At 44.9% G+C, this 23,916-nt stretch carries 23 protein-coding genes and 1 CRISPR repeat array; of the genes, 9 read left to right on the forward strand and 14 right to left on the reverse strand.

The window, feature by feature from the left end; genetic code table 11:
- Positions 1-573 precede the first annotated feature (573 nt).
- Positions 574-1,221 (forward strand): transmembrane-type terpene cyclase, encoded by a 648-nt coding sequence (locus L6H65_RS07280; protein ID WP_236339832.1) that lies wholly within the window; start codon positions 574-576, stop codon positions 1,219-1,221.
- A 168-nt stretch (positions 1,222-1,389) separates the two neighbouring features.
- Here the strand turns inward: L6H65_RS07280 and L6H65_RS07285 are convergent, their stop codons facing one another.
- From L6H65_RS07285 to L6H65_RS07295, 3 genes are read right to left on the reverse strand one after another with little or no spacing between them, the layout of a single operon-like run.
- Positions 1,390-2,553 carry an ABC transporter permease gene (locus L6H65_RS07285; protein ID WP_236339833.1) on the reverse strand — a complete coding sequence of 388 codons (1,164 nt, stop codon included), beginning with the start codon at positions 2,551-2,553 and terminating at the stop codon, positions 1,390-1,392.
- 6 nt (positions 2,554-2,559) lie between these two features.
- Entirely contained in the window at positions 2,560-3,735 is a 1,176-nt protein-coding gene (locus L6H65_RS07290; protein WP_236339834.1) for an ABC transporter permease, read from the reverse strand.
- 12 nt (positions 3,736-3,747) lie between these two features.
- The gene (locus L6H65_RS07295) at positions 3,748-4,683 is read right to left on the reverse strand and encodes an ABC transporter ATP-binding protein (protein WP_236339835.1); all 936 of its coding nucleotides are present in this window, start codon (positions 4,681-4,683) and stop codon (positions 3,748-3,750) included.
- A 195-nt stretch (positions 4,684-4,878) separates the two neighbouring features.
- Here L6H65_RS07295 and L6H65_RS07300 point away from each other — a divergent pair, with 195 nt between their 5' ends.
- Positions 4,879-6,045 (forward strand): sensor histidine kinase, encoded by a 1,167-nt coding sequence (locus L6H65_RS07300; protein ID WP_236339836.1) that lies wholly within the window; start codon positions 4,879-4,881, stop codon positions 6,043-6,045.
- Positions 6,042-6,677, forward strand: a complete 636-nt coding sequence (locus L6H65_RS07305) for a response regulator (protein ID WP_236339837.1) — start codon at positions 6,042-6,044, stop codon at positions 6,675-6,677. The genes L6H65_RS07300 and L6H65_RS07305 overlap by 4 nt, the downstream gene beginning before the upstream one ends.
- A 149-nt stretch (positions 6,678-6,826) precedes the next feature.
- Here L6H65_RS07305 and L6H65_RS07310 read toward each other — a convergent pair whose 3' ends face one another.
- The 7 genes from L6H65_RS07310 to L6H65_RS07340 form a co-directional block, all read right to left on the reverse strand.
- Positions 6,827-8,407 carry a hypothetical protein gene (locus L6H65_RS07310; RefSeq protein ID WP_236339838.1) on the reverse strand — a complete coding sequence of 527 codons (1,581 nt, stop codon included), beginning with the start codon at positions 8,405-8,407 and terminating at the stop codon, positions 6,827-6,829.
- Between the two features lie 14 nt (positions 8,408-8,421).
- Entirely contained in the window at positions 8,422-8,709 is a 288-nt protein-coding gene (locus tag L6H65_RS07315; protein WP_236339839.1) for a hypothetical protein, read from the reverse strand.
- A 220-nt stretch (positions 8,710-8,929) separates the two neighbouring features.
- Positions 8,930-9,175 carry a tetratricopeptide repeat protein gene (locus tag L6H65_RS07320; protein ID WP_290370327.1) on the reverse strand — a complete coding sequence of 82 codons (246 nt, stop codon included), beginning with the start codon at positions 9,173-9,175 and terminating at the stop codon, positions 8,930-8,932.
- The gene (locus tag L6H65_RS07325; RefSeq protein WP_307728311.1) at positions 9,172-9,645 is read right to left on the reverse strand and encodes a hypothetical protein; all 474 of its coding nucleotides are present in this window, start codon (positions 9,643-9,645) and stop codon (positions 9,172-9,174) included. The genes L6H65_RS07320 and L6H65_RS07325 overlap by 4 nt, the downstream gene beginning before the upstream one ends.
- A 32-nt stretch (positions 9,646-9,677) precedes the next feature.
- Positions 9,678-10,307, reverse strand: a complete 630-nt coding sequence (locus L6H65_RS07330) for a hypothetical protein (protein ID WP_236339841.1) — start codon at positions 10,305-10,307, stop codon at positions 9,678-9,680.
- Positions 10,308-11,158: 851 nt separating this feature from the next.
- Positions 11,159-11,896: an S-layer homology domain-containing protein gene (locus tag L6H65_RS07335; RefSeq protein WP_236339842.1), complete on the reverse strand. Its 738-nt coding sequence runs from the start codon at positions 11,894-11,896 to the stop codon at positions 11,159-11,161.
- Positions 11,897-12,283: 387 nt separating this feature from the next.
- Positions 12,284-12,973, reverse strand: a complete 690-nt coding sequence (locus tag L6H65_RS07340; RefSeq protein WP_236339843.1) for an MBL fold metallo-hydrolase — start codon at positions 12,971-12,973, stop codon at positions 12,284-12,286.
- A 135-nt stretch (positions 12,974-13,108) separates the two neighbouring features.
- A CRISPR array of direct repeats spans positions 13,109-13,733; the repeat unit is 32 nt; unit sequence ATTTCAATCCACGCTCCCGCACGGGGAGCGAC.
- Positions 13,734-14,096: 363 nt separating this feature from the next.
- On the opposite strand from L6H65_RS07340, the gene L6H65_RS07345 reads away from it, so the two are divergent.
- Positions 14,097-15,020 (forward strand): ABC transporter ATP-binding protein, encoded by a 924-nt coding sequence (locus L6H65_RS07345; protein ID WP_236339844.1) that lies wholly within the window; start codon positions 14,097-14,099, stop codon positions 15,018-15,020.
- Positions 15,013-15,969, forward strand: a complete 957-nt coding sequence (locus L6H65_RS07350; RefSeq protein ID WP_236339845.1) for an ABC transporter permease — start codon at positions 15,013-15,015, stop codon at positions 15,967-15,969. The genes L6H65_RS07345 and L6H65_RS07350 overlap by 8 nt, the downstream gene beginning before the upstream one ends.
- A gap of 102 nt (positions 15,970-16,071) precedes the next feature.
- On the opposite strand, the gene L6H65_RS07355 is transcribed toward L6H65_RS07350, so the two are convergent.
- Together L6H65_RS07355 and L6H65_RS07360 are read right to left on the reverse strand one after the other, a co-directional pair.
- Positions 16,072-19,212: a hybrid sensor histidine kinase/response regulator gene (locus tag L6H65_RS07355; RefSeq protein WP_236339846.1), complete on the reverse strand. Its 3,141-nt coding sequence runs from the start codon at positions 19,210-19,212 to the stop codon at positions 16,072-16,074.
- A 48-nt stretch (positions 19,213-19,260) separates the two neighbouring features.
- Positions 19,261-19,782 (reverse strand): ankyrin repeat domain-containing protein, encoded by a 522-nt coding sequence (locus L6H65_RS07360; protein WP_236339847.1) that lies wholly within the window; start codon positions 19,780-19,782, stop codon positions 19,261-19,263.
- 1,016 nt (positions 19,783-20,798) lie between these two features.
- On the opposite strand from L6H65_RS07360, the gene L6H65_RS07365 reads away from it, so the two are divergent.
- From L6H65_RS07365 to L6H65_RS07380, 4 genes are read left to right on the forward strand one after another with little or no spacing between them, the layout of a single operon-like run.
- Positions 20,799-21,167, forward strand: a complete 369-nt coding sequence (locus L6H65_RS07365; protein WP_236339848.1) for a hypothetical protein — start codon at positions 20,799-20,801, stop codon at positions 21,165-21,167.
- Positions 21,167-21,691, forward strand: a complete 525-nt coding sequence (locus tag L6H65_RS07370; RefSeq protein ID WP_236339849.1) for an accessory gene regulator B family protein — start codon at positions 21,167-21,169, stop codon at positions 21,689-21,691. Before L6H65_RS07365 ends, L6H65_RS07370 begins: the two co-directional genes overlap by 1 nt.
- Positions 21,692-21,699: 8 nt before the next feature.
- Positions 21,700-21,828, forward strand: a complete 129-nt coding sequence (locus tag L6H65_RS07375; protein ID WP_236339850.1) for a cyclic lactone autoinducer peptide — start codon at positions 21,700-21,702, stop codon at positions 21,826-21,828.
- A 9-nt stretch (positions 21,829-21,837) separates the two neighbouring features.
- Entirely contained in the window at positions 21,838-22,212 is a 375-nt protein-coding gene (locus L6H65_RS07380; protein ID WP_236339851.1) for a hypothetical protein, read from the forward strand.
- Between the two features lie 277 nt (positions 22,213-22,489).
- Here L6H65_RS07380 and L6H65_RS07385 read toward each other — a convergent pair whose 3' ends face one another.
- Both L6H65_RS07385 and L6H65_RS07390 read right to left on the reverse strand, forming a co-directional pair.
- The gene (locus L6H65_RS07385) at positions 22,490-22,999 is read right to left on the reverse strand and encodes an SMI1/KNR4 family protein (protein ID WP_236339852.1); all 510 of its coding nucleotides are present in this window, start codon (positions 22,997-22,999) and stop codon (positions 22,490-22,492) included.
- 10 nt (positions 23,000-23,009) lie between these two features.
- Entirely contained in the window at positions 23,010-23,870 is an 861-nt protein-coding gene (locus tag L6H65_RS07390; protein WP_236339853.1) for an HNH endonuclease signature motif containing protein, read from the reverse strand.
- Positions 23,871-23,916 lie beyond the last annotated feature (46 nt).

Genomic DNA, 23,916 nt, shown 5'->3' on the forward strand with positions numbered 1-23,916 from the left:
GGAAGCGTTCAGAAATTATTTCTTCCGAATTCGTTTTATTAAATACATTGTTTCTATCATTAAGGTTTACTCCATCGATCAAATGAGAAGGTATCAAAAGTATAACGAACGAAATGTCCTCGTATTTGATCGCCCAGTATCACAAGATAGTGAGGCCTCTACGCTCGGCGAATTATATCTTCAAAGTATGAAAAAAGATCCCATCGTATTTACTCCTCAGATCCTGATACATTCCAAACCTCGATGAGAAACGAATCGCTTGAACTGAACTTTTCCATTATTCCCCAAATAAAAACAAAAGTTAATCGTCACCTTTTGTTATGCACTGTGTTATCGGGACAACGAGATTGCACAGTTCTTAAAAATATCGCCCCAGGCAGTTTCAAGGACAAGCAAGTCCATTGGCCCATGTCCATAAGACCACTTTTACTGTGTCCGGGTCACGAGCTCTTCCAGTAAATGCATAACCGTGTGCGGTCTATAGAGAATGTTTGTTTCATATACATAGACAAGCTTAAAAGCAAAGCAAATTTTTGATGGATAATTTGTTTGAGAGGATGCGATTACAGCCATATGGAGCACTTATTACCGATAAAAGCTGTGTATTTACTGCTGTTTGGAGTAGCCCTATTTTGGACGATCGTCTACATTCTCGTTATTGTAAAAGGGTTCAAGGATCAGTCTTGCGGAATGCCCCTTGCCTCTATATGTGCAAATATCACTTGGGAATTTTTATTTACATTTATCATACCATTCCACCCGCTTCAGCAAATCATAACCTTGATTTGGTTTCTATTAGATTGCATCATTCTGCTCCAATTTCTTTACTATTCCAAAGGTCTTCTTCCAAAACGCACCGTTCAAGCCTCTGTCTTCTCCTTGCTTGTTATAGCGTTTCTGCTGCAGTATGCAGTGAGCGTTGAATTTCACGATAAAATGGGCTTTTATTCGGCCTTTGGCATCAATCTGATGATGTCCATTCTCTTCATAAGAATGCTGCTGGTCAAAGAGCTCCAAGGCCAATCACTATCTATCGCTTACTTCAAAATGATAGGCACACTGTGCGCCTCCATCCTCTGCTATTCGTTCTTTCCGCAATCTATTTTATTGACGCTTATGTCCATTCTGATCTTTATACTGGATATGCTGTACATCCTGCTCATCTACAGCAAATCAATTAAAATTGTTCACAAGTCGGCTATTAATAAAAAATCAATGTGATCCAAGATTCTAGCGAATGCCCGGTCTCCGAGCTTGTGAATGAACTGCTTGTACCAAAATAAAAGCGGCAACTTGGGAATTAGAAATAAGTCCCGCGTTGCCGCTTTTTATGTGCTGTTTGTGCTGTTTGTGCTGTTAGTGCTGTTTATGACTGTCTTTGAGCATAGCTCAGTCAGCCTCTTTCGGCACAAAGAGATAGCTGCCAAAAAGAAGCAGAACGACAGCGAAAGCAGCCAATATCGATAGATTGGTTGAAAGATCCATCCATCCCGCTCCGTCCTCTACTTTGTTGAGAGCCTTCAATGCCCACGATTGTGGGACAAGGTTTGAAATCTTTTGAAGTAAGGGAGGCATATCCGAGATGGACCAAAAGCACCCTCCGAGCATGCTCGTCGGTAGAACGACCAGCAGATGGACCAAACCGATCTGGTTGGATTCTTTGGACAGTGCCCCCACCAGGCTGGCGATGCCTAGCGAAGCCAGAAGAAACATAATGAGAACCACGAATTGTTGTATTACAGGCATGCCGCCATAGTCATATTGAAACAATACTCTGGTTGTAAACAGCATGGTCGCGATTTGCAGCGTTCCCACGATAAACGCACCCAAGGAGTTGGCCAGCACGATATGATGCGATTTAACAGGTGCCGTAAACATTCTGCTTAGGATATGCTGTTTCCGATCATGCACAACTAACACGATCACATAGCTGATAATTCCCATTATAAAAATGAGCATGACTCTGTTGACTTCCGCGATACTGTTGACATTGGGGGTGCTCCACAGCTTCTTGTCGCTTTCACTCATGACGACTAGCTGTTCATTCTTCTGAGCCAGAATCCGGTCTGCGACGGCATCTTCGTCAATTAAGCTGTCCTTGTTCGCACGGAAGGGCTGCGCAGCAAGAACCACCTCCTCGACCATACTATCCAAAAGTACCTTCAGTGCAAAATTCGTCGACTCCACATTCGAATACACCACCTCCGCATATGCACGGTTGCCCAATAGAATATTGCTTGTGAAGTCTTCCGGAATGATAAACGCCTCATTGGCTTTCCGTGTAGCGGTCTTCACTCTTATGTGGTCGGGGTGGCTAACGGGAAACAGACGGTAGTTGGCTTGTGTTGAGAGCTGCTGAATTAGCCCTTGTCCCAACTTCCCCTGATCCATGTTCATATAGTACACGCGATGAACGGTATCCTTGAAGTCTCCTCCAAATAATATAATAAAGAGGGAGATGATCAAGGTCGGGAGGAGAATCCATGAACTGAAGCCTCGAACGGTCCCGATTGTCCGATGAAGCAGGTTGGAGCTTATCGTCCATATGGTCACTTTTCATCACAGCTCCTTTGTTCTCAGGATGAAGCGGTACGAAAGCAGCGCGGCCAAAGCCGCTGCAATTGCATACGCAAGCAGGATAAGCAAATATTCCTGAATGACTGAAGAATCACTTTGAAGCATAGTACTGAATAGCCCGCTCGCTGCCCAGTGGTTCCAGGTAAACGGAATGATTCGTTCAACCGTTCCGCCAGGAGTTGGATAAAATCCACCGGTCAGGAAAGCACTGACGAATACCAGCGCATTAAAGGCCGTCGCAACTCCGCCGATATGGCCGATGAACTGCATCAGCAGAAAAACGACGCTTATCGAGATCGCTATAGTAAGAAGGATAATAGATGCGATCACTGTGAACGAGCTGCCCCACCCCACCTGGAAAAACAAGCGGGAGAATAAGAGTATTACGACAGACTGCACAATGCCGAGTGCCGCATATGCAATCATTTTGGCCAAAATGATGGTTCCGTGGGAAATAGGCAAGGTCAGCATGCGTTCCAGCGTATGCTGCTGCTTCTCCGAATAATAGTTAATGGCAAAGAACAGCCCGCTCAAGGAAACGCACATGATAAGCACATAGACGGAAAAGTATTCGACCGATGTTAACGGTGTCAGTTTTGTCATTTTCACAGCGTCGCCTTCCGAATCCCAAGCCGTGGACATATTCGAAATGACCCCTATCTTGTCCGACTCGCTGCCGGCAGAGGCAAGCTTGCCGTTGAGCCACTCCAGCCGGTTTTCAAATATTTGAATAAATGCTTCTGAGATCATATTTTTATTCAGACCCGTCCCGTGAATGATCTCAAGCGGCGCTCCTGGATTCCCCTCCAATAAAGATGCGAAGGCTCCTTCCCTGATGACAATGCCGAGATGTGTTTGACCGCTTCGCAGTCCTTCCTCAAATTCACTTATCGTCTTGGGATATATCGTGGTTGCATAACGCGACACATCGGCATCGGCCAAATATTGACGCAGCTTATCGTATACCAAGCCTTGGTCTGAGCTGAAGATGGACACCTGCGCAGGATTAATCTCTTCATCATTGCCCCCGAATTCTCCTGATAGGGCCACCCCTAAAATAACGATTAAACAAATCGGAGCCAGAAAAGTGGAAATCAGCATCGTATAGCTCCTCCACATCTTGATCCACTCGTATTTTATCCCAATCCATAGCTGCATTCCGGTTCCTCCCTAATCCCTTAATTCCTGTCCGGTCAGGGACAGAAACATTTTTTCCAAATCAGGCTCCTCAATGGAAAGTCCCTTAATGGCCACTTGATGCTTCGTCAAAATAAAGATGATATCCTGAATGTAGGATTGGGCGGAAGGGACCGTTATCTCCAGTTTATCGTCCTTCGCTTCGACATTCTTGATGTGAGGGTGTTTTGCAAGCTCCAAGGTCGCCTCCGAATTCATGGATTTGATCTCCAGCACGATCTTTTCCGTTCCTGCAATTTTTTGACGCAGCTCCTCCTTCGTCCCCATGGCGACCAGACGGCCGTAATCCATAATCGCGATCTTGCTGCAAATTGCCGATATTTCCTCCATATAGTGGCTTGTATAAATGATGGAAGCCCCTTCCCGATTCAACTGCTTCACCGACTCCAGAATATGATTGCGGGAATGAGGATCAATCCCTACCGTTGGCTCATCCATAATAATCAGCAAGGGACGATGCGTTATGGCGCATGCGATGTTAAGCCTTCGCTTCATCCCGCCCGAGAAGGCACCCGGCCGATCGTTCTGACGGTCATGCAGGCTGACGAATTCCAACGCTTCTTCCACACGCTTGCGAAGCAAGTCCCCTTTAAGACCATACAGCTTGCCGAAAAACGTGACATTCTCCTTTGCGGTTAAATTAGAGAAGATGGCAATATCTTGAGGGACAACCCCGATCAACCGCTTCACCTCATCGGGCTGCTTGATGATAGATTTATCAGCAATTCGTATATCTCCAGAATTCGGACTGACGAGTCCGCACATCATTTTGATTGTCGTTGTCTTACCTGCCCCGTTGGGGCCCAGCAGGCCGAAGATTTCTCCGGATCCCACCGTAAGATTAAGATGGTCGACCACCGTTTTATTTCCGTACTTCTTCAATGCTTGATCAATGTGAACTAAACTCATCAGTTGCGCCTCCTTATTCCATTTATTATAAATGAAGGGATTTTCTTTGCCCTCAACTTGCTTTATAGTAATTATAGTAGATTCTGTACTTTAGATAACTGGTATGAAGTCATGAACCTTCAAGTAGTCTGGTCATGAATTGTAATGACTTTAGTCATTTGGATCTTGAGCCCATTCCATTTAGAGGAGCATTCCATGCCTATCATTCTGTCGCTTCGTTATGGTGTCGTCATTGCCGCTATCGTCAGTACACTGATCACAACGCCGATCCCGAATATCGACATCTACATGCTGAGCACCCTTGGCTTGCTTGGACTGCAGCGCTTTCTCGATCGGTACACGAGCCGAAGCAGTATCATTTATCGATTTATCATTGAAGCTGTTTGTATAAGTCTGCTTACTTATGCCTTTCAAGGATATTTGTTTATTCTGTTCTATTCTCTGCTTCTCTTGATTCACCAGTCTCCTCAAGCCAGCGATAGAAGTCTCCCCTATACCGTGATCTTGTTCGTGCTGTTTAATGCTTTGGGCCCTTGGATGCCTTCTACGGCCTTCTGGCTGTTCGGCGGCATGGTTTTTATTATTATGGGCGTGTTGCTATATCAGCTGAACGATTCGGCCTCCAGCCGTATGGAGAGCGAGCAGTTGTACGACCAGCTTCGGGTGAAGCACAACGAGCTGAAGGACGCACGCCTCTCCATTTTGGAGTACGTCAATAAAGCAGAAGGCTTTGCACAAACGGAAGAACGCAACCGGATCTCCATGGAGATCCATGATAATCTGGGTCATCGGCTGGTTCGGGTGAAAATGATGATGGAAGCAGGGATCGAGCTGATGCATACCCAGCCGGTTAAGAGCACCTCCTTGCTCAATCAGGTGCGCGATGAGCTCATCCTTGGCATGGAAGAGCTGCGGATAACCGTTCGCAATTTGAAGCCGAATGAATCGGTCATCCAAGCGTATTCCCTCAAGAAGCTCATTCAAGAAGCCGCCGAATCAAGCGGAATCGACATTCAGTACCGAGTAACCGGAATTCCCTATCCGCTGTATCCAAGCGAGGAATTTGTCTTCTACCGGAATGTGCAGGAAGCCATCACGAATGCTATCCGTTACGCGAATGCCCGTAACGTATGGATTCACCTGCACTACGAGTCCGATGCCATCACTCTTTCCGTAAGCAATGACGGGAATAAACCGGACAATCGCCATATCAAGAAGGGCATGGGGATACTTGGAATGGAAGAGCGGGTTGCTCTATTCGGAGGAGAAATCCGCATTGAAGCTAGCGACCGCTTTACGATCACGACGATGCTCCCGAGAGAGCAACAATCAATAGAAGAAACTGGGGGAAAACTGCTGTGATCCGACTGCTTATTACGGACGACGACCCGTTCATTCGCGAAAGCCTGAAGCTTCTCCTGGAGCTGGATCCAGAGATCACAGTTGTCGGGTCCTGTGCGAACGGTGAAGAGGCCTACAACTTCGTGCAATCCAATGGGAATGTGGATATTTTGCTGCTGGATATTCGTATGCCGATATGGGACGGGGTTGAAACGACGAAGCGAATCAAGAAAATGTTCCCTGAGGTCACGATTCTGATTCTAACCACATTCGAAGACGAGAACTATATTGTGGAAGCGATCAAGAACGGCGCTAACGGCTATATTCTAAAAAATATTCCCCACTATCGGATCATCGAGAATATTAAGGCAGTTCATCGCGGAGATATTTTAATTCACCCGAATATTGCCAAGAAACTAGCCGATCTGCTTCCATCCATGGTGGAACCCGACATTTCCTGGGACGAATACGGAATCACGGAAATCGAATTAAACATTATAAAAGAAATCGCCCAAGGTCTCAGCAATAAAGAAATCGCGCAGAAATTATTTATGCGTGAAGGGACGATCAAAAATTACATCAGCTTCATTCTAAGCAAGCTGAATCTCAGAGACCGGACCCAAATCGCGATCCACTATTTGAAGAAACAATAAGGACATCGCTTGCGCACCACAAAGAACACCCCCGACCGGATGATGCTCTTCATGTATGATCTGAAATTAATGGCAATGCATACGTTAACGTTTCCCCTGCTCTAACTCGCTCCTGCTATCGCTCTTTGGATGATATCTGCTTGACTCACCTAAGGTGAATCCGGAGCCATGAGCTGTACTCTAAAGTCCCCTGGCTCTACCATCTCATGGAATCTCAGTGCCTGAGTGGTGGTAATGTAAGAGAAATTTTTCTGGCCCTTTTCTGTTGGCTCGCCTAAAGATTTCCTGCTTTGTTCAAGCGTCTTCTGGTCAAATTCGCCCAAATCAATATAATGAATAGCAGCTACTGCATATTCGGCGGTCAGCTTTAAATCATTCTCCAAATACCAAATTGCCACTTTTGAGTTAATCTCGAAGGTCTCGTTGGGCTCTCCCAGTATTTGTATAGCTTCTTTTATACTCATACCCAAAGTAACGCCTTGAATATAGAAAGTATTATCTTGCTTGCTGATCTTCAGTGGATTGGCCGACGATTCATTCGCTTTCATCAATAGAGTAATTTCTTTCTGATTAGCATCAGGAATGAAATTGCCTTGAATGATACCTTCAGCAGCCTGTAAAAGCACAGATAGCGCTTGTTTTTCAAGAGGATCATTACTTTCAGCGCTTCGTTTTTTTAGAACCGGCATATAATGATTCCGATAATAATCTGGGTACTCACTGCTGGCAAATGTAAGTTCCTCTTTGACGATGTCGAAATCATATATATCATCCCAACCAAACGTTTGAGCTTTGCTCTGATCCGATTGAGCGACTGTATATGTAAATACAATTTCATTCACGCCATTGCTGTCTATATCAATAATGCGGGGTTCAGTGGTATCACTGATCACTTTATTTTTAACAACACCGTTTTTATTGTATTTAATTACGAATTCTCCTCGTCCATCGCTTCCTTCAGAGGCTATAAATGAAGTGTCTATTATCCCGTCCGCAGCTAAAACCTCTCTTACCTTCTGATCCTCCACTGTAGAGAATGTAAACTTGGTCTTATAACCGTAAAATACACCTCCAACGACCAGCAGTACAACTGCTGCGTAAGAGGAATACTTCATCATTTTTTTCATTTTCTGTTTTCTAATTTTTAAATGATGACTTATAGTCGCCTCATCGTTATAGCTAGTTAGAACATCTTCTTTTCCTCTGCTGCATCTTTTACAATTGGGCTGCGTGTCACGATTCAATCTTCCACAAACGCATGTCCACCTATGTTGAGTTTGCCTAGCAAAGTATGCGGCATCCGCTCCAGCACGCTCTTGTACAAATTTCAGTAAAACTCGATTTTCTATTTTGATTAATTCGACCTTTTCCGATTCCGTGGTGTCCTTAGCCCATAGTGATTGATCATCAAATAAAACTTTCAGAATATCAACTTCGATTTTCCTGGTGTTTTGATATCCAGACAGTACAATCTTATTGTCCGTAGCTCGTTTACAGTTGGGAGGCAACCCCTCTTTAAATTCAATTTCATATTCGAATCCATTGTCATTCCTGCCCATGTCAATAGGATCACCAAATTGGTCATAACAGAAGATAATGACTTTAAGTCCTTTAACCGTTTGTTGAGACAAATTATTAAACGTTAATGAACAGTGAACATTACCGTTTTTTTTACTTTTATAGAGCTCATGATCAAGCCATTCTACTGGACAATCGACATTTACTAGCATTTTAATCCTCCGGATCAATCATTTAATAATTCCAACTCGTCATTTTCTGATTCTTTTCCCAATTTCAAATTAATCTTATGTAATTGTTCTATGATTTCCGATAAACCGACAAAAAACATTCCTGAAACAAACCCCGAAATCCAATAAATAAATGTTAATGGCCATATTTGTTCATACCTGTCTGTATATGTCCCAACATTCTCTCTTCCTAACATGATTCCCAGAATGAATCCAACTACTATATTCAAAACTCCGATCCAAATAAGTGCAATAGCAATTTTATTCTTCCTGCTGTTAGCCAAATTAATCATCACCTTCTATTATAGTTAAATTGTAATATAGTTATATATTACCATGCAGAGTGTTAGTATCCACTTTATTTTTTCTCTCAACAATCATTATGGCGAATAATATGGTTATCATTCAACGTTGATCCCCAGCCATTTCGCCAAATAAAAAAACAACCTTTATCAGGCTGCTTTCATCGCATGAAAAATTATGGTCAGAGTGCTTTGTCAAGGATCACCTGCAAGAATCCAAGACGCGCCGATAAGTCTCGTCCGCCAGATGAAGCTGATTTTCTGCTTTCTTCAAGTTTCCAAGGCCGATTGCAGCCATTATGGTGATGATGTAATGCCCAATCGCCTCGCTGATTGTGATGGCCTCGGTATAGGATCGGGCAGCGGCAGCATAATCTCCCTGAAGCTGGTAGGCATATCCTGGCATCCAAATAGTGAAAGTCCGAACGCAGTACAGGGGCCACCTCAAGCCTGTGGCGTCTTTACCGTCAGAATCGATTCGTTTGGCGGTGAGTGGGGAGATTGGAGCGCGCCAAATACGCCTTCTCCAATATTTGCCCCAATCGTCTGCAAAGCAGCCGAGAGGTAGGTCAGAAAGCGTGCGGAATCGTTATCCCCTTCGTCCAGAGACAGCCATGCTGCTGATCGGCCGCAACCGGCGAGCCACTCGCTGACCAGTGTTGTTTTGCCGAATCCGGCTGATGCCGAGATGAGGGTTAGTTTGCCGTGCAGCCCCTCGTTCAGCCGCTCCATCAGGCGAGGACGGAGGACAGCTTTCGGCCGAGACGGGGGAATATATAATTTGGTGGTTAAAATTGGCATGATCATAAATAAATTATAATGATCATCGCTTTCCACCGTCAACCGCAGGCTAATTGCGGCGAGAAGTATAAGGAAACCTTGGTCGAACTGAGCTTCCAGCCCGATCTTCGAAAGCAAAAAACACACCAGATGGTGTGTTTTTTGCTAGGTTAGTGTATGCCGTGTTCTTCACGTATTTTGTACAAGCCGTAAATAACCAAATCTGCAGGATCCCGATTCAGAAAGAAATGGGTATACAATGCATGGAGTGGAAAAGCGCATACGTTATTGCCATCCTTTATCTCTGGAAATCCAGCTTCAAAGACCATACCCTTGTGCTCTTCGTTCCAAGCAAGATCCGCATGAACGTCCTGCGGGGCGAATTCTTCGCGAACTGCCGCTATGCATTGCGGAACCAACACCTTATCGATAAACGCTTTTGCTTCGTCTTCACTTTCTGGAGCTTTAGGAAGCAATTTTCCACCTTCAGTCCTCATCAACTCGACGAAGAAAGAAGCCATCCATCCTGACGGATCACTGCCTGACTGGAACTTCGTGACCAGTTCATGAAGAAAGAAACCGCATACATATCCATTATTGGATTCATCCTTCACTTGATACACAAAAACAGGACCATAAATTTCCTTGTTTGTTACCTGACCTTCGACATTGTCGAAGTGCATTTTCAAAGCAGTGAGGCCGTTTTGGTAAACAGCCTTGATCAATTCAACATATTTCTCATCGGAATCGATCGTTTGATTGCTGTTGCCTTCTGCGTTTTTTGTCTCGTTATTCATCATCTGCTTCACCCACTATCCATCATATCATTCGGCAGTTCAACCCGTCTAGTGGGCTGTAAGCTATCGCCAAGCCAAATACGTAATCAAAGATTTGAAAAGAATCTGGAAACGCAGGGCGGATTCCACTGAACTCCGCTCCAACTGAGCAGGAAGCAAACGGCTACTGCTGGCTCGAATGCCAGCAATATATCCGAGTCCAGATGGCTGGAGTTGTTACGTTCGCAACATTCATATGAAGCCGCTGAAAGGAGAAACAAAAGCCAAAAATTAACGCTGTATTTAATTACTATTGTATCCTTTTTCATTTCAATCCACACTCCCGCGTGGGGAGCGACTCCATTTATATAGACCTCCCTGAAATTTTGATGGATTTCAATCCACGCTCCCGCGTGGGGAGCGACTCGACACACTTTGACATGGACATTGTGTTATGGATTTCAATCCACGCTCCCGCGTGGGGAGCGACATATAAAAACGCACATGACCATTCTCTTTTCTCATTTCAATCCACGCTCCCGCGTGGGGAGCGACAGCGGGCATTTTGAGCCCTTGCCTGGCAAGGCTTTGGAAGCGTTTTAGTGCGAATCCCATTTTTTAACACTTAAAATTGGATATATATGTTAACAAAAACCCCGAAAGCCTTGCCTGGAGCGAGGTGCGAATCTCCCAGGGATTTTATGTGAGCTTCACATTCGCACCTGCGGAATACATTTTCCAAAATGAACAACACTATGTTACCAAGATTAGCAACAGCCATATGAATATAATAAATGTAAACTCGTTTTCAATCCAGAGTATAAAGGGGCTGCCCCGAAAAAAATCGGAACAACCCCTTATGTTTTGAACTGTTATTATATCAGTTCGGATTTTTGGAGCAAGCGCTCGATAATTGCAGCGACCTCGGCTCTTGTAATATACGCTTTCGGGGCAAGCTCGGAGCCGCTTCTTCCCGTTATGATGCCTGCTGTAACACTATCGACAAGGCTGCTTACAGCCCAGACAGACACTTCCGCACGATCCGCATACGGACGCAGCAGTTGCTCCGCCGCTGGTTCTGGAAGCTTGTCTTTCAAGCCGGTGAGCTTCATCGCTCTGTCGATAATGACCATCGCCTGCTCCCGTGTAATTTTGTCTCTAGGATGGAACGTCCCGTCCTCGAAGCCGCTAATAAGATCGTAGGCATAGGCTGTATGAACTGCGCTGCTGTACCAATCTGTTGAATGCACGTCCGAATAAGGCGCTGCCGCCTCTTCCGGCTTAAGTCCCAATCCTCGAACGACGATTGCAGTGAATTCAGTGCGGGTAATATCACGATTCGGGCTAAATACGCCACTGCCAGTACCCTCTATTACCATACGCGATCCCATATTGTTGACTGCTTTGTTCGCCCAATGGTTGGCTACATCACTGAATTCCAGCGGATGCCACACAACGGAATACAGGCTGTTTGTCAAACTGCTGATTATTGCGTAATGCTTGCCGTCTATGATGATGACTTTTGTCGGTACATGGCGTACGGTTCCATCCTGATCCACGACAATACCTGTTGTGATTTTGTCCGCATCCACTCCGTCCGGTATTGCAATCAATCGCTCTACATAAAGTTGAATTTGGACACTTCAATAACATTGTCCTTGTAAACGCCTCTTGCGGTAAAATCAACCGGATCATGAGCGACCATGAACAAGCTCGCCCGTATTCATTCTATGTGATTTTTCGAACAGAACGGGCTCCACGTTTGCTATATTGCGAATTGTATGTGATTTATCGTATACAATCGTGAATTTAACTTCTTGAAGGCCAAATGTATGTGATTATTCATATATAATGGGTCACACGGGCCTGCTTGTCGGTGCCAAACCTTTATTCAGAAGTGGTCAAGGTACTAGGTAGGTGACTATAGTCCAGCGATTCTCATGCATCAGCAGCGCTCCATCTCTCATTCTCAATGGCCGATCAGGTGAACCGCCTGGGGATCATCGAAAGCGCGCGTTGGTGGACTGATTTTTTCTATTGCGAAAATGTACGAACTGCTCCTTATTGTGAATCAGCATATAGATGTTTTCTTTCAACAAATAGCCGAGCGTCTGACCCGGCGGATGGCCAAACGAATGCCCTGGGAAAATTCTCGTATGAGTCGGTAGCAGCCGTAATCTCTGAATGGACTCAAACATTTGCTCCGCAGATCCGCCTTTCGTGTTACAGTTGCCGCAGCCTTCAGTAAATAAGGTATCCCCTGTAAACAACACTCCCTGCATATGGTAACACATGCTGCCCGAAGTATGACCTGGGGTAAGCAGCGCTGCAATCTTAAGTCCTCCTACCGATAGGATGTCAGAATCCTGCAGTGCGTTCAAATTTCTACAATCGTAGCGGTAATCGTCCATCTCACAACGCGACATGTACACCTGAGGATCATAGACATCCAATAGCGGCTGAACTAGATGAACGTGATCCTGATGGGAGTGGGTGAGCAGAATAGCCTTCAGCTGTACCTGCAGCTCTTCCAGCTTGCCCGTGATCGTTTCCCATTCCCAGGCGGGGTCCACAAGAATCGCATAATTGGATGCCTTCTCCACAATGAGATAGCAGTAATTGATAAAACGGAGGGAAGAGGTCCTCAGCGAATAAACCTGAAATTGAGCATTGTTGACAGCAGCTTGCATAGCAGTCCCTCCGCCGATCTTATTGTTCTAAGTCACGGCTGTGCTGCCTATGCGCACTGTCCGACCCATTGCTTGTCCATAACGTATCCTATTGCTCCAACAGAGCCTCAAGCTCATTGCAAAGATTATCTGGCAAATTCAGTCCACGCTCTCGCAGGGGGAGCGACAAGGATAATAATAAATTCTATTTTGTGGCTATGCTAATTCAATCCACGCTCCCGCAAGGGGAGCGACACGTATCTGTCAAGACCTTGAAGACATCGGTTACATTTCAATCCACGCTCCCGCACGGGGAGCGACGAAGGTGTTTACTTTGGATACCTTGAAACGACAATTTCAATCCACGCTCCCGCACGGGGAGCGACAACGACTGTTTAAATCCAATAAGAGATAGGAGGATTTCAATCCACGCTCCCGCACGGGGAGCGACGGATAATATCTGAATCTTTTTAACACGTGGGGAAGATTTCAATCCACGCTCCCGCACGGGGAGCGACACGATATTAACACCGAATCCCTCTTCGATATATATTTCAATCCACGCTCCCGCACGGGGAGCGACGCGTTGATGGTGGAGTTTCGCCGCCCACTAGGAGATTTCAATCCACGCTCCCGCACGGGGAGCGACTTCTGAGTGTCGTTCGCCATATATTTTTGCAGTAAATTTCAATCCACGCTCCCGCACGGGGAGCGACTTTTCCATAAATGCTAAGACTTGTTTAACATCTATTTCAATCCACGCTCCCGTACGGGGAGCGACAGCGGGCGTTTTGAGCCCATGTCTGGCAAGGCTTTGGAAGCGCTTTAGTGCGAACCTCATTTTTCGAGGGTCGTAAATGGGAATTTATGTATGCAAAATCCCTGAAACCCGCGCCATAAGCGAGGTGCGAATCTCCCAGGGATTTCATGTGAGCTTCACATTCGCACCTATAGAATGAGTGGGTATTCGAATGGGCCCATTATATCATGATTTTGGAAAACCGGAGAAAACAATTCCAAACTAATAATTATCATACCATCCTCGACCTAAGCAGGGGGAAAATCCTGATCGAAGGTCTATTTTGCACGATGAGTACTTTCGGTATAGTTCTGTTGTAGAACAAATTCCAGGAGGTTTAATGGCATGACAACTGAAGCCGTGTTGCAGCTTCGCAACCTGACCAAAAAAATAGGCAGCCGCACGATCGTCGATAATCTTACCTTCGATATACCCGCAGGCGAAGTATTCGGATTTCTAGGGCCGAACGGTGCAGGCAAAACAACGACGATTCGCATGATCGTCGGTTTGATCTCGATGACGAAGGGCGAAGCGATCATTAAGGGCGTTTCGGTCCGCAATCAGTTTGAGCTCGCCATGACCCACGTCGGGGCCATAGTCGAGAATCCGGAAATGTATAAATTTCTGACCGGCTACCAGAACTTGACCCACTTCGCACGCCGGCACAGCGGCATTACAAAAGAACGGATCAACGAGGTCATCCATATGCTTGGACTGCAAAACCGCATCCACGAGAAGGTCAAGCGTTATTCCCTTGGCATGAGGCAGCGCCTTGGCGTCGCGCAAGCGATTCTGCATCGCCCTTCTCTGCTCATTCTTGACGAGCCGACCAACGGCCTTGATCCTGCGGGCATTCGCGAGCTGCGTGATTATTTGCGCAGGCTGACCCGCGAAGAAGGCATTTCGGTCATCGTCTCCTCCCATCTGTTGTCCGAGATGGAGCTCATGTGCGACCGTGTCGCCATCATCCAGGCGGGCAAGCTTGTCGATATCCGTTCCTTGCAGGAAACCCGGGATACCGCGCAGACGAAAATCATCATCGAAGCCCATGATATTCCCGCCGCCCAGACTCTGCTCGTCTCCATGTTCGATGCATCAAAGGTATCCGTATCCGGCAACCAGCTAGAGCTTATAGCGGATAAAACAGCCATACCGAGCATCGCCAAGCTTCTCGTAACCGCCGAAATCGAAATTTACGGCATTCATGCTGTGCAGAAATCGTTGGAAGAGCAATTCCTCGAAATTACCGGAGGTGAGATGGTTGTCTAGTTTATCGAAGCTTATTCGTAATGAAAATATGAAAATATATCGCCGCCCCCGGACTTGGGTCATGATTGCATTCCTCATCCTCACTGTCGCGCTGCTTAGCGGAATTATGAAATGGGACGAACGTGAGGATAATCACGCCAACTGGAAGCAGATCATATCACAGGAAAATGCCGGCATACAAAAACAGCTGGCGGACAATAGGGATCTCAATCCTGATCACAAAGCATACTTAAATGAACGAATCAAACTCAATGACTATTATTTGGACCACGACATCAATCCGAACGAGCTTCAGCTGTGGGACTATGTGAACACCTCGGCCTCCTTGACCATACTCGTCACACTATTGACGGTCATTATTGCCGCAGACATGATCGCTGCAGAATTCTCTTGGGGCACGATTAAGCTGCTCCTTGTCGGACCCGCTTCGCGAACCAAAATCTTGGCCAGCAAATATATAGCTACAATGGGATTCGCGCTGCTGCTGCTTCTATTATGCTTTGCGTCCGCCTTTGCCGCTGGAGGAATACTGGAGGGCTTCAGCGGTGTAAACCAACCCCATCTGTCGATTAACGCGGATAATGTCGTCCAGGAGAGTTCCATGATCGTGCATGCTTTGCAAAAATATGGCTTCGCAGTCGTATCGCTGATCATGTACGTAACGATGGCCTTTATGATCTCGGCCGCATTTCGCAGCTCTTCGATGGCCATCGCCTTCTCGCTCCTGTTCATGCTCATCGGCACTACACTAACGGCAATATTGAGCGGCTACGGTTGGGTGAAGTACCTGCTCTTCGCCAACATCGATCTGACTCAATATCTCGAAGGCGCCTCTCCGCTTCGACCGGACATGACGCTCTCATTCTCCATTATGATGCTCGTTGCTTATTATCTGGTATTCCAATTAGTCGCCTGGCTTCTATTCACCAAGCGCGACGTTGCCGCTTAACGATAAAGTGGTCGGGAGATATGCAGAATACGCCTATGAACATGCCCTATCGGTATGTCCATAGGCGTATTTAATAATAACAAAAATTTTGCGGCTCGCTCATCAGTTGAAGCTGCTGCCCTGACTGAATGAATAATCACTGCGAATATACTTAACCGGGATATGGATGGCGACAGTAGTCCCCTTGCCTGCTATGCTTTCAATTTGCAGACCTTGCCCATATTGATTGCACAATCTTTTATGAACGTTTTTCAAGCCGATGCTGCCTGTCGACAGGCGGTGGTCCAGCAGCGTTTCAAGCTTCTTGGCATCGATTCCCAATCCATCGTCCGCTACGGTCAGCATTAACCCGCTGTTATCAAGCACTGCGGATATCCGAACCGTGCCGCCTGAAATCCGCTTCATCAGTCCATGGCGCACCGCATTTTCAACCAAGGGCTGTAAAGTTAAGGCCGGGATTCTGCAACCAAGCGCGCGCTCCTCAATATCGAACTCGACCGACAATCGTTCCTCGAAACGCGCCTTCTCCAGCTCCACATAGGAATTAACCAATGATAGTTCCGTCTTCAAGCTGACAATGGAATGGTGGGGATCAATGTCAAAGCTGCAGCGCAAATAGTTGCTTAACTCCTCCAGAAGGTGTCCTGCCCTTGGGCCATCGCTATGGCACAGGGATATAATAATGTTCAACGCATTGTATAGAAAATGAGGCTGGATTTGCGACTGTAAAAACACGCTTTCCATTTTTATCGCATTTCCGACCGCTTCTTTCATCTTCTGGAGGGTTTGCACCCTTGCCTTCAGCTCCTTGGCATCAAACGGCTTAACCACAAAATCATTGGCTCCGGCTTCCAGCCCTATAGCAACATCCTGCGGCGTGTTTCTGACCGTCATCAGCAGAATCGGAAGCTCGAACAGCTCGTATTCTTCACGTATTCTTGTACACACCTCATAACCGGATAATCCGGGCATCATAACATCCAGCAGAACGATAGACAAATCTCTGCAGCCCTTAATCAACTCCAACGCTCTGTAACCATTATAGGCAACCAGTATTTCGTACTCATCCGCATGGAATATCTCCTTCAGAACCTTGATATTGGAAGGCTCGTCATCCACAATGAGAATCCTCCGCTTATCCTTGTCGCAGTTCTCTCCTAGAGCGCCGGCGATTTCATTGGCATGATGCTCGCTAGCTTTCTCTTGAGCTTCCAACTGCTCCTTCAAGTCCGCATCATGGGCATGATCCATCGCTTGGGGAAGCTTGAGGACAAAGCTTGAGCCTTTATGCGGCTCCGAATATTCCAGATACAGCTCTCCATCCATTCTCGCCGCCAGCATACGTGATATGGAAAGCCCCAGCCCCGATGAGTGTGCGTTCGAGAAATTGACTGCTCCGGTATGCATGCCGCCTTTAAAAAGCTCCTCCTGCTCCGCAGCGTCCATCCCGATCCCCGTGTCCACGACGCGTATGCAGATGTTGCCATCTGTGGCTTCCGCATTGATTTCCACATAGCCTTTCTCCGTATACTTCAAAGCATTGTTTATCAGATTCACAACGATCTGTTTAAATCTGTTTTCATCCGCATAAACATGCCATTCCCCGACAGGAATACGGTTAATCAGCTTAATGTCATCGCCCTTTCTCATGTCCTTCAGCATCTGAAGGACAGCTACCACCGTACCGTTGATGTCGAAGCTTCTTGGATTTAACCGCAGTTTATTATTTTTCAGGCTTTGAACATCAATAATATCGTTAACCAGACTGGAAAGTCTCGCCGCAATCGCGATAATATAGATCAGCGTTTCCTCCTGCTTTCCCGCAGAATCGCCAGTCCCTTTGTCCAGCACGGCTTGCGCCATATTCATAATCCCGTGTAGAGGCGTCTTGAACTCATGGGAGGTATGAATGAGAAACTCATCCTTCAACCTGTCCGCTTCGATTAGCTCATGGCTGATCGCTTCGAGGTCATCATAGGCTTTGGAGTACTCTTTGACAAACATAGCGCCCATGCCAAGCAGCAGAAACACCAGGAACCACAAGGGGATATACGTTTGGATGACGGAGAAGAAATAAAGAAACGCGCTGGCATAGGATAAAATAAGGAGCAGAATGCCGCCAAGCAGCAAAATAGACATCCACTTGCCCAATCGGCCGTATTGTTTCTTCCGGATCGCCAGGAAGACGAAAACGGCTATTGTTGCATAGGCGATCAGATAGAGAGGTCCCATCAATTGCTCCAGCATCGCGATAGACGCGACTGGAGCAGCTATAATTAATCCCGCATTAACTGACATGACCACGGCAATCGTCTTTACTGCAGGCGCAGGAATAAAGGCCTTGCCCATTTCCTGTATAAGCAAAGCCGCAACAAGGATGCTCAGGCAAATCGCGGCGATCTTGAGTTTTAATATCCACATAAAAGGAAGCGTATCAAACAGCTTGTTGAATATTTTTTCATTATCCGTAGCCGTAATGTAAGCATGAGTCAAGCAAAACAGGCTTGAATAGAGGAAATGCCGATCCTGCCTCCGGTTCAGAAAAATACCGAGATAATAGATTCCGGACAAGAGGAAGGTCATGATGCCCACTATTTCATATATATTGACCTTGAGCGTATGGTTCAAGATGCTATCTTTGCTTCCCAAATAAACGGGTTGGATAATGCCGCCATTATAATAATCCAGATTGGCCACTTGCAGCACAATGTCCAGCGTACCGTCCCCGCCTGCGGGAAAAAAAGTGACAATAGGAACAACGTTCGTTTCGTAGCCTGCATCCTTGCTTGCAGCAGGATTGCCGCTGTTGCCGGCTTCTATTCCATTAACGAACAGTTTGGCTGCCGATCTAATATTTTTTGTCTTTAGCCCGTATAGAGGAATGCCCTCATTTACTTTAACCTTTAGCCGGTATGTACCGATTCCCTGATCAGCCATGATCCCGCCGTCCCCGATGCTCACCCAGCGGCTTGGCACTTGGACAGGCCATCTCTGCGGCAGCGTCTTCGTATCGAAATCTGCAGGCGATAAAAGGACATCCGAATAAAAATCCCACTCTCCATTCAAGGCGGCAATACCATCGTGCTCAAAATCCCACTGGGACAAATCGATAAAGCCGTCCTGAGACAACGGCGCCTCCGCATTGGAATCTTCAAAAATAAAGAATGCTAGAGGAATGAACAAAATGAGCAGAAATGCCAGAAATATCGCTATCCCTTTATAGCCGCTGTTCCTTTTCAACACGATAACCCAACCATTCCTGCATATTATGTGCGACAAAGAGGAGAAGCCTTATTTTCCTAATTGATGCTCGCGAAGAAATTCAGCCACATTATGGTTGCCTTGCTTGACTGCAAGAGCTAATGCAGTATCCCCTTCTTCAGAAATCGCATTTGCATCGGCGCCATGTTCGATTAATAAACGAATAATTGCTATATTATCATCATGAAAGGCAGCAGTATGCAAGCAAGTATGACCGTTACTATCCAATATATTTGTTTGCGCTTTTTGAGACAATAGCAATTTGATGACATCCATGCTTCTTTCCCCTGCAATCGCAGCATGCAACGGTGTATTAGAAGGGATGTAAGAGATTGTGGAATGAGATACTGCATCAATGCGGGCGCCATGATCTAACAATACCTGTACCACTTCTTTCTTCCCAAAATGCGCTGCGAATCCCAAGGGTGTGAGGCCATCGCTATTTTCCGTATTTGCAAGGTTCGAATCAGACTCCAAAAGGTTGTTCAATCGCGAAGCATCACCTTCTTGTATGGCCTCAAATACTTCAACAATCACTTGAGTGAAACCCATTCTTTATCTCCTCCAGCTCCATCGATTTAATTACATAATTTTACCAAACTTTAATGGACCTCATCAACCTATATTCAGTGGATCTAGCTTTCCAATGCATGGCGGTGACAGCACTCCGTTACATACCCTTGTGGACCTTGTATAGTAAGTGTTGCGTTCTCGGATAAGCGCTGTTTTAGTCCAGTCAAGGTTTTCTCAATTGAGCTATTTTCCATTCTAGTCTCTCTCCTCTTAATAATATCTCCACCAACTGCATACAAGTATTAATGTGGAAGTTTCGGCGCATTATTTGTTCACCAGTCTCATTCCTAATACCTTGACCACATCTGTGTGGTGACACCCGTACCGTCCCACCGCGCGCTGGGAGCTGCGCGCGGTGCACCGACAAGCAGGCCCGCGTGACCCATTGTATATGAATAATCACATACATTTGGCCTTCAAGAAGCTAAATTCGCAATTGTATACGATAAATCACATACAATTCGCAATATAGCAAACGTGGAACCCGTTCTGTTCGAAAAATCACATAGAATGAACACGGACGAGCTTGTTCATGGTCGCTCATGATTGAAGGTCTAACTCTGTACGTCTCGCTTGTTTACTTAAACCATAAAATTGATGTAGTCAAGGTACTAGTGGGGATATAAACATTTATTCTTTGAATAAACCCACTTTCTCTCAATTTTCTCTCGTAAGCAACAAGGAAATTGTGTATAATTAAGTCATTATCTGCTTAAAAGGAGTGTAGACGGTTGAATTCTCTCATATACATAACAGTGTATACTCTGGAAGCATTTTGTACGATAACGGCTAGCTACATGCTGTTTCGATTCCACTTCAAAGAATTTATCTGGAAGAAGTTAATGCTCAGTCTATTATTAGCTGTGTTCTCCTACTCGATGAGAGATATAACTATCGTTAACATTTACACTATTCTCGTCCCTAGTACCTACCTCCTAGCTTACACCTTATTTATTACCTTCGTCAGTAAGATTCGGGTTGTCTGGGCATCCATTATGATGTCAACGGGTTACGCACTCCTCGGTACTGTTCAAATGTCCTTATTGCTGCTCTTTGATACTCTTGGAGTCGATATGGCGGCTGTCCAAGGAAATTTATTCTTCTTAGTGTTAGCTCAAGTCATGACGGCAATCGTTATGTTTACCTTCTTATTCCTCTATTACTATCGTGGTCGCGGGTTCGTATTTGACTTTCCTTCGTGGCGGTGGAAGCATCTCTGGTTAGTCATGCTGGAAGTTATTTTGATTGCCTTAATACTGCAGTTTATTTATGTAAACAAACTTACCATGATAATTGCTGCCGTTGTTACCCTTACTGCACTTCTTCTGTTAAGTAATAAAATGGAGAAGGAGGAAGGCTTATAATGAATTGGAGTCGTAAGCTTGCAAACAATTTGGCGGTCAGAATTCACTCGGCAAATCCTCATCACTCTGTCAGTCTCCCTGTTCAGAGTTACGCTATAGAGACGATTATTGTAAGTACGATCATTACCAGTGTGGCATTATTAATCGGTCTTTTACTCGAACAAGCTTTAGAGGTTCTGTCAATAATCATTGTATTTCCCTTATTGCGTTTCATTACAGGCGGTCGCCATTTCTCATCGCCAACAGCTTGTATCGCAACAACTGTTATCGGCTTTAATGTCGTTCCGATACTCGCCCAATATGTACATTCCACAACTGCCATCTTGATATTAACTATAGGAAGTCTCCTGCTCTGCATCATATACGCACCTCAAGGAAATAGAGCAATCGTGAAGCAACATCAGATTATTAAGCTAGCAGGAGGGGCGATAATAGCTGTCAATTTTATTGTGATGTCGCCCGTTCTAGCCATAGCATTTTTCCTGCAAGCCGTAACGCTCATACAGTTCAGGAAAGGGGGGTGATGACGCATATGAGAAAATTTAAGCTAATAGTATTGTTCGCAATTTCTTCGATTTTAGGCATGGTTGCATTTGCACAAGCTTCCTTTGCTTGTTCTTGGGGTCTGTACGATCCTGAAATGCCTGAAGAATTGCAGTAGGAGGAGCGTATGGAGTGGGTTAAGGAGCTCCCTGTTAGTCGAGATCCAAAAGGCGCAACAGGCATAGTGTCTTTGCTACTGGACTGCATCCTGTATTTCCAACTCTATGAAGCAAGTATTCAGGTCCATTCAGCAACAGAAATGTATTACTTCACACTAGGCAACAATCTAAGCCTGCTTGTAGAAAACCTAAATAACTCGGGATACAATTTCGAGAAGACGGATCGCGCACAGGTCGCAGATTTTCAGAAAATTATCCGAGTTGAGAAAACGGAGTTTTTTCAGTTCAGAGGGTATTTCGAGGGTACTGATAAATATGTGGTATTCTCGGAAAGCAATTTTAGAAAAATATCGAAAATAGTAAAGGATCGCTCGAAGGAGTGATCCTTTACTTGACTCTTGCGAATTCTATCACCAAACCCATCTTTGATAAAGACTTTATTCTGAACATTTCACGCACTTATTTTAACATAGAGTAGATTCGGAGAAGAAAAAATGATGCTATGGAGACACTATTTAAGGCTGACTGGTTCACGTTTCAGAGCAAATAGAATAGAAAAAAGCTCAAGTAGCTGTAGAAATAGCTCTTAAGCTTTTTCGTTTTAAAGAAATCGCTATGAGGTAAATGTTCGATGATGCATTTGGGGATGGTTTCAAGTTTCTATTCGAATTTAAACAAACTCCACGTCCAATAGGGTTCCCCCTGTGCGACTATCCATCGGTTGAACAAGATATCGAAACGATCATTTAATTTATAAAACTCACCTGCTTCAAACCAATATAAATAATATTTGTCTCCCCGCCTTACTGCATCGGAATCTACGATAAGGAGACATCCCATATATATTGCGATTGTATAATAGTGATCAGGCATATAGTCGGTATGATATTGCATCATTTCAGACAATTTTAATAAATGGACGAATGTTCCATACTCATCTTCAAAAAAACGCCCTCCATTGTGAAGACGCAAAAAAGCAAGCAAATCATCTGGCAGTTTCCACTTGGTATACTGCTCAAATTCTTCAATTTCCTTATCGTCAACACCTGAATTGAATGAAAAGCGACACTCATTTACATGTCCATTTGTGTCTTGTGTAATCAGTGTTGACTCCCCTGACAATCTTTGTTTTAAACCATTTAAAGTTTGTAAAACTAAACTTTGCTCCATATCATGCTCCTTAATAGTATCTCCACCAATCATTTACCGTGTAAACATGAAAATTACGGGGAACAGGAATCAGGTTATTAAAATCGTTTGTACCTCCATATTCTCTCGGTTTGATATGGTGAATATCATAATCATCCCATTTATACCCGTTTTTCGGGTACAATTCACTATACTTTTTAATATAAGCTGCACGATCAGCTTTTTCCCATTTTATTGAGGTAGTTTTAGACATTGTTGTTGTTGAAGGTTCTGTCATAACTTTACCAGAAGTAGAATCCTTATAGTATGGATACAGAGTCGCCTTACTATTGGCTAAGAATGTTTTTGTTTGACCATAGAAAGTTCCAACATTTCGACCTTGAGTGATAGTTACATTCATAGACGAATACCAAAATTTACTGCTACTGACCGAAAAAGATTTTAATCCCGTTTTCCCAACCTTAATATTAGGTTTTAATATTGTAGCAGTCAAGGTGGTTTTTGTACTAGGAATGCCGAGTCGTGAGTTTTTATACATCGCCGTCTGTGCGATTGTCAATGTATCTGGTGCAACACCAGAAACCGCTACAATTTTATATGACATAGTAATGGATGATTGACCTTGTTTAAAATCCAAATAATTCATTACGTCTACGTAACTGTCTGTCGCGGCTGCTGGAGCAATAGAAGAAGTGGAATTATTTACAACAATCTCGCGTTTGATTAAGTGAGGTTTTAAAGAAGGGTTTGTGTATATACGAATGACTTGTGATTTTGTACTTTGATAGGATTCGTTATTAAAGGTGTTTACCTCAGATTCAGATGCAAAACTACTAGTAGAAATCGATAGGCATAGGACAAGCGTCATTATTATTACAAGTATACGCTTCATAAAACATCCTCCCAACATTATTGTTACTCTCCTTGTTAAATTACTA

It is taken from the genome of Paenibacillus plantiphilus (assembly GCF_927798095.1).
GTDB classification, from domain to species: Bacteria; Bacillota; Bacilli; order Paenibacillales; family Paenibacillaceae; genus Paenibacillus_Z; species Paenibacillus_Z plantiphilus.

Bases quoted from the DNA above. Each gene is read 5' to 3' on its own strand.
- L6H65_RS07330 (WP_236339841.1), bottom strand. From the start codon at position 10,307: ATGATGAATAACGAGACAAAAAACGCAGAAGGCAACAGCAATCAAACG.
- L6H65_RS07280 (WP_236339832.1), top strand. From the start codon at position 574: ATGGAGCACTTATTACCGATAAAAGCTGTGTATTTACTGCTGTTTGGA.
- L6H65_RS07360 (WP_236339847.1), bottom strand. From the start codon at position 19,782: ATGGGTTTCACTCAAGTGATTGTTGAAGTATTTGAGGCCATACAAGAA.
- L6H65_RS07345 (WP_236339844.1), top strand. From the start codon at position 14,097: ATGACAACTGAAGCCGTGTTGCAGCTTCGCAACCTGACCAAAAAAATA.
- L6H65_RS07380 (WP_236339851.1), top strand. From the start codon at position 21,838: ATGGAGTGGGTTAAGGAGCTCCCTGTTAGTCGAGATCCAAAAGGCGCA.
- L6H65_RS07290 (WP_236339834.1), bottom strand. From the start codon at position 3,735: ATGCAGCTATGGATTGGGATAAAATACGAGTGGATCAAGATGTGGAGG.
- L6H65_RS07370 (WP_236339849.1), top strand. From the start codon at position 21,167: ATGAATTGGAGTCGTAAGCTTGCAAACAATTTGGCGGTCAGAATTCAC.
- L6H65_RS07365 (WP_236339848.1), top strand. From the start codon at position 20,799: ATGATGTCAACGGGTTACGCACTCCTCGGTACTGTTCAAATGTCCTTA.
- L6H65_RS07300 (WP_236339836.1), top strand. From the start codon at position 4,879: ATGCCTATCATTCTGTCGCTTCGTTATGGTGTCGTCATTGCCGCTATC.
- L6H65_RS07390 (WP_236339853.1), bottom strand. From the start codon at position 23,870: ATGAAGCGTATACTTGTAATAATAATGACGCTTGTCCTATGCCTATCG.
- L6H65_RS07310 (WP_236339838.1), bottom strand. From the start codon at position 8,407: ATGCTAGTAAATGTCGATTGTCCAGTAGAATGGCTTGATCATGAGCTC.
- L6H65_RS07340 (WP_236339843.1), bottom strand. From the start codon at position 12,973: ATGCAAGCTGCTGTCAACAATGCTCAATTTCAGGTTTATTCGCTGAGG.
- L6H65_RS07385 (WP_236339852.1), bottom strand. From the start codon at position 22,999: ATGGAGCAAAGTTTAGTTTTACAAACTTTAAATGGTTTAAAACAAAGA.
- L6H65_RS07375 (WP_236339850.1), top strand. From the start codon at position 21,700: ATGAGAAAATTTAAGCTAATAGTATTGTTCGCAATTTCTTCGATTTTA.
- L6H65_RS07295 (WP_236339835.1), bottom strand. From the start codon at position 4,683: ATGAGTTTAGTTCACATTGATCAAGCATTGAAGAAGTACGGAAATAAA.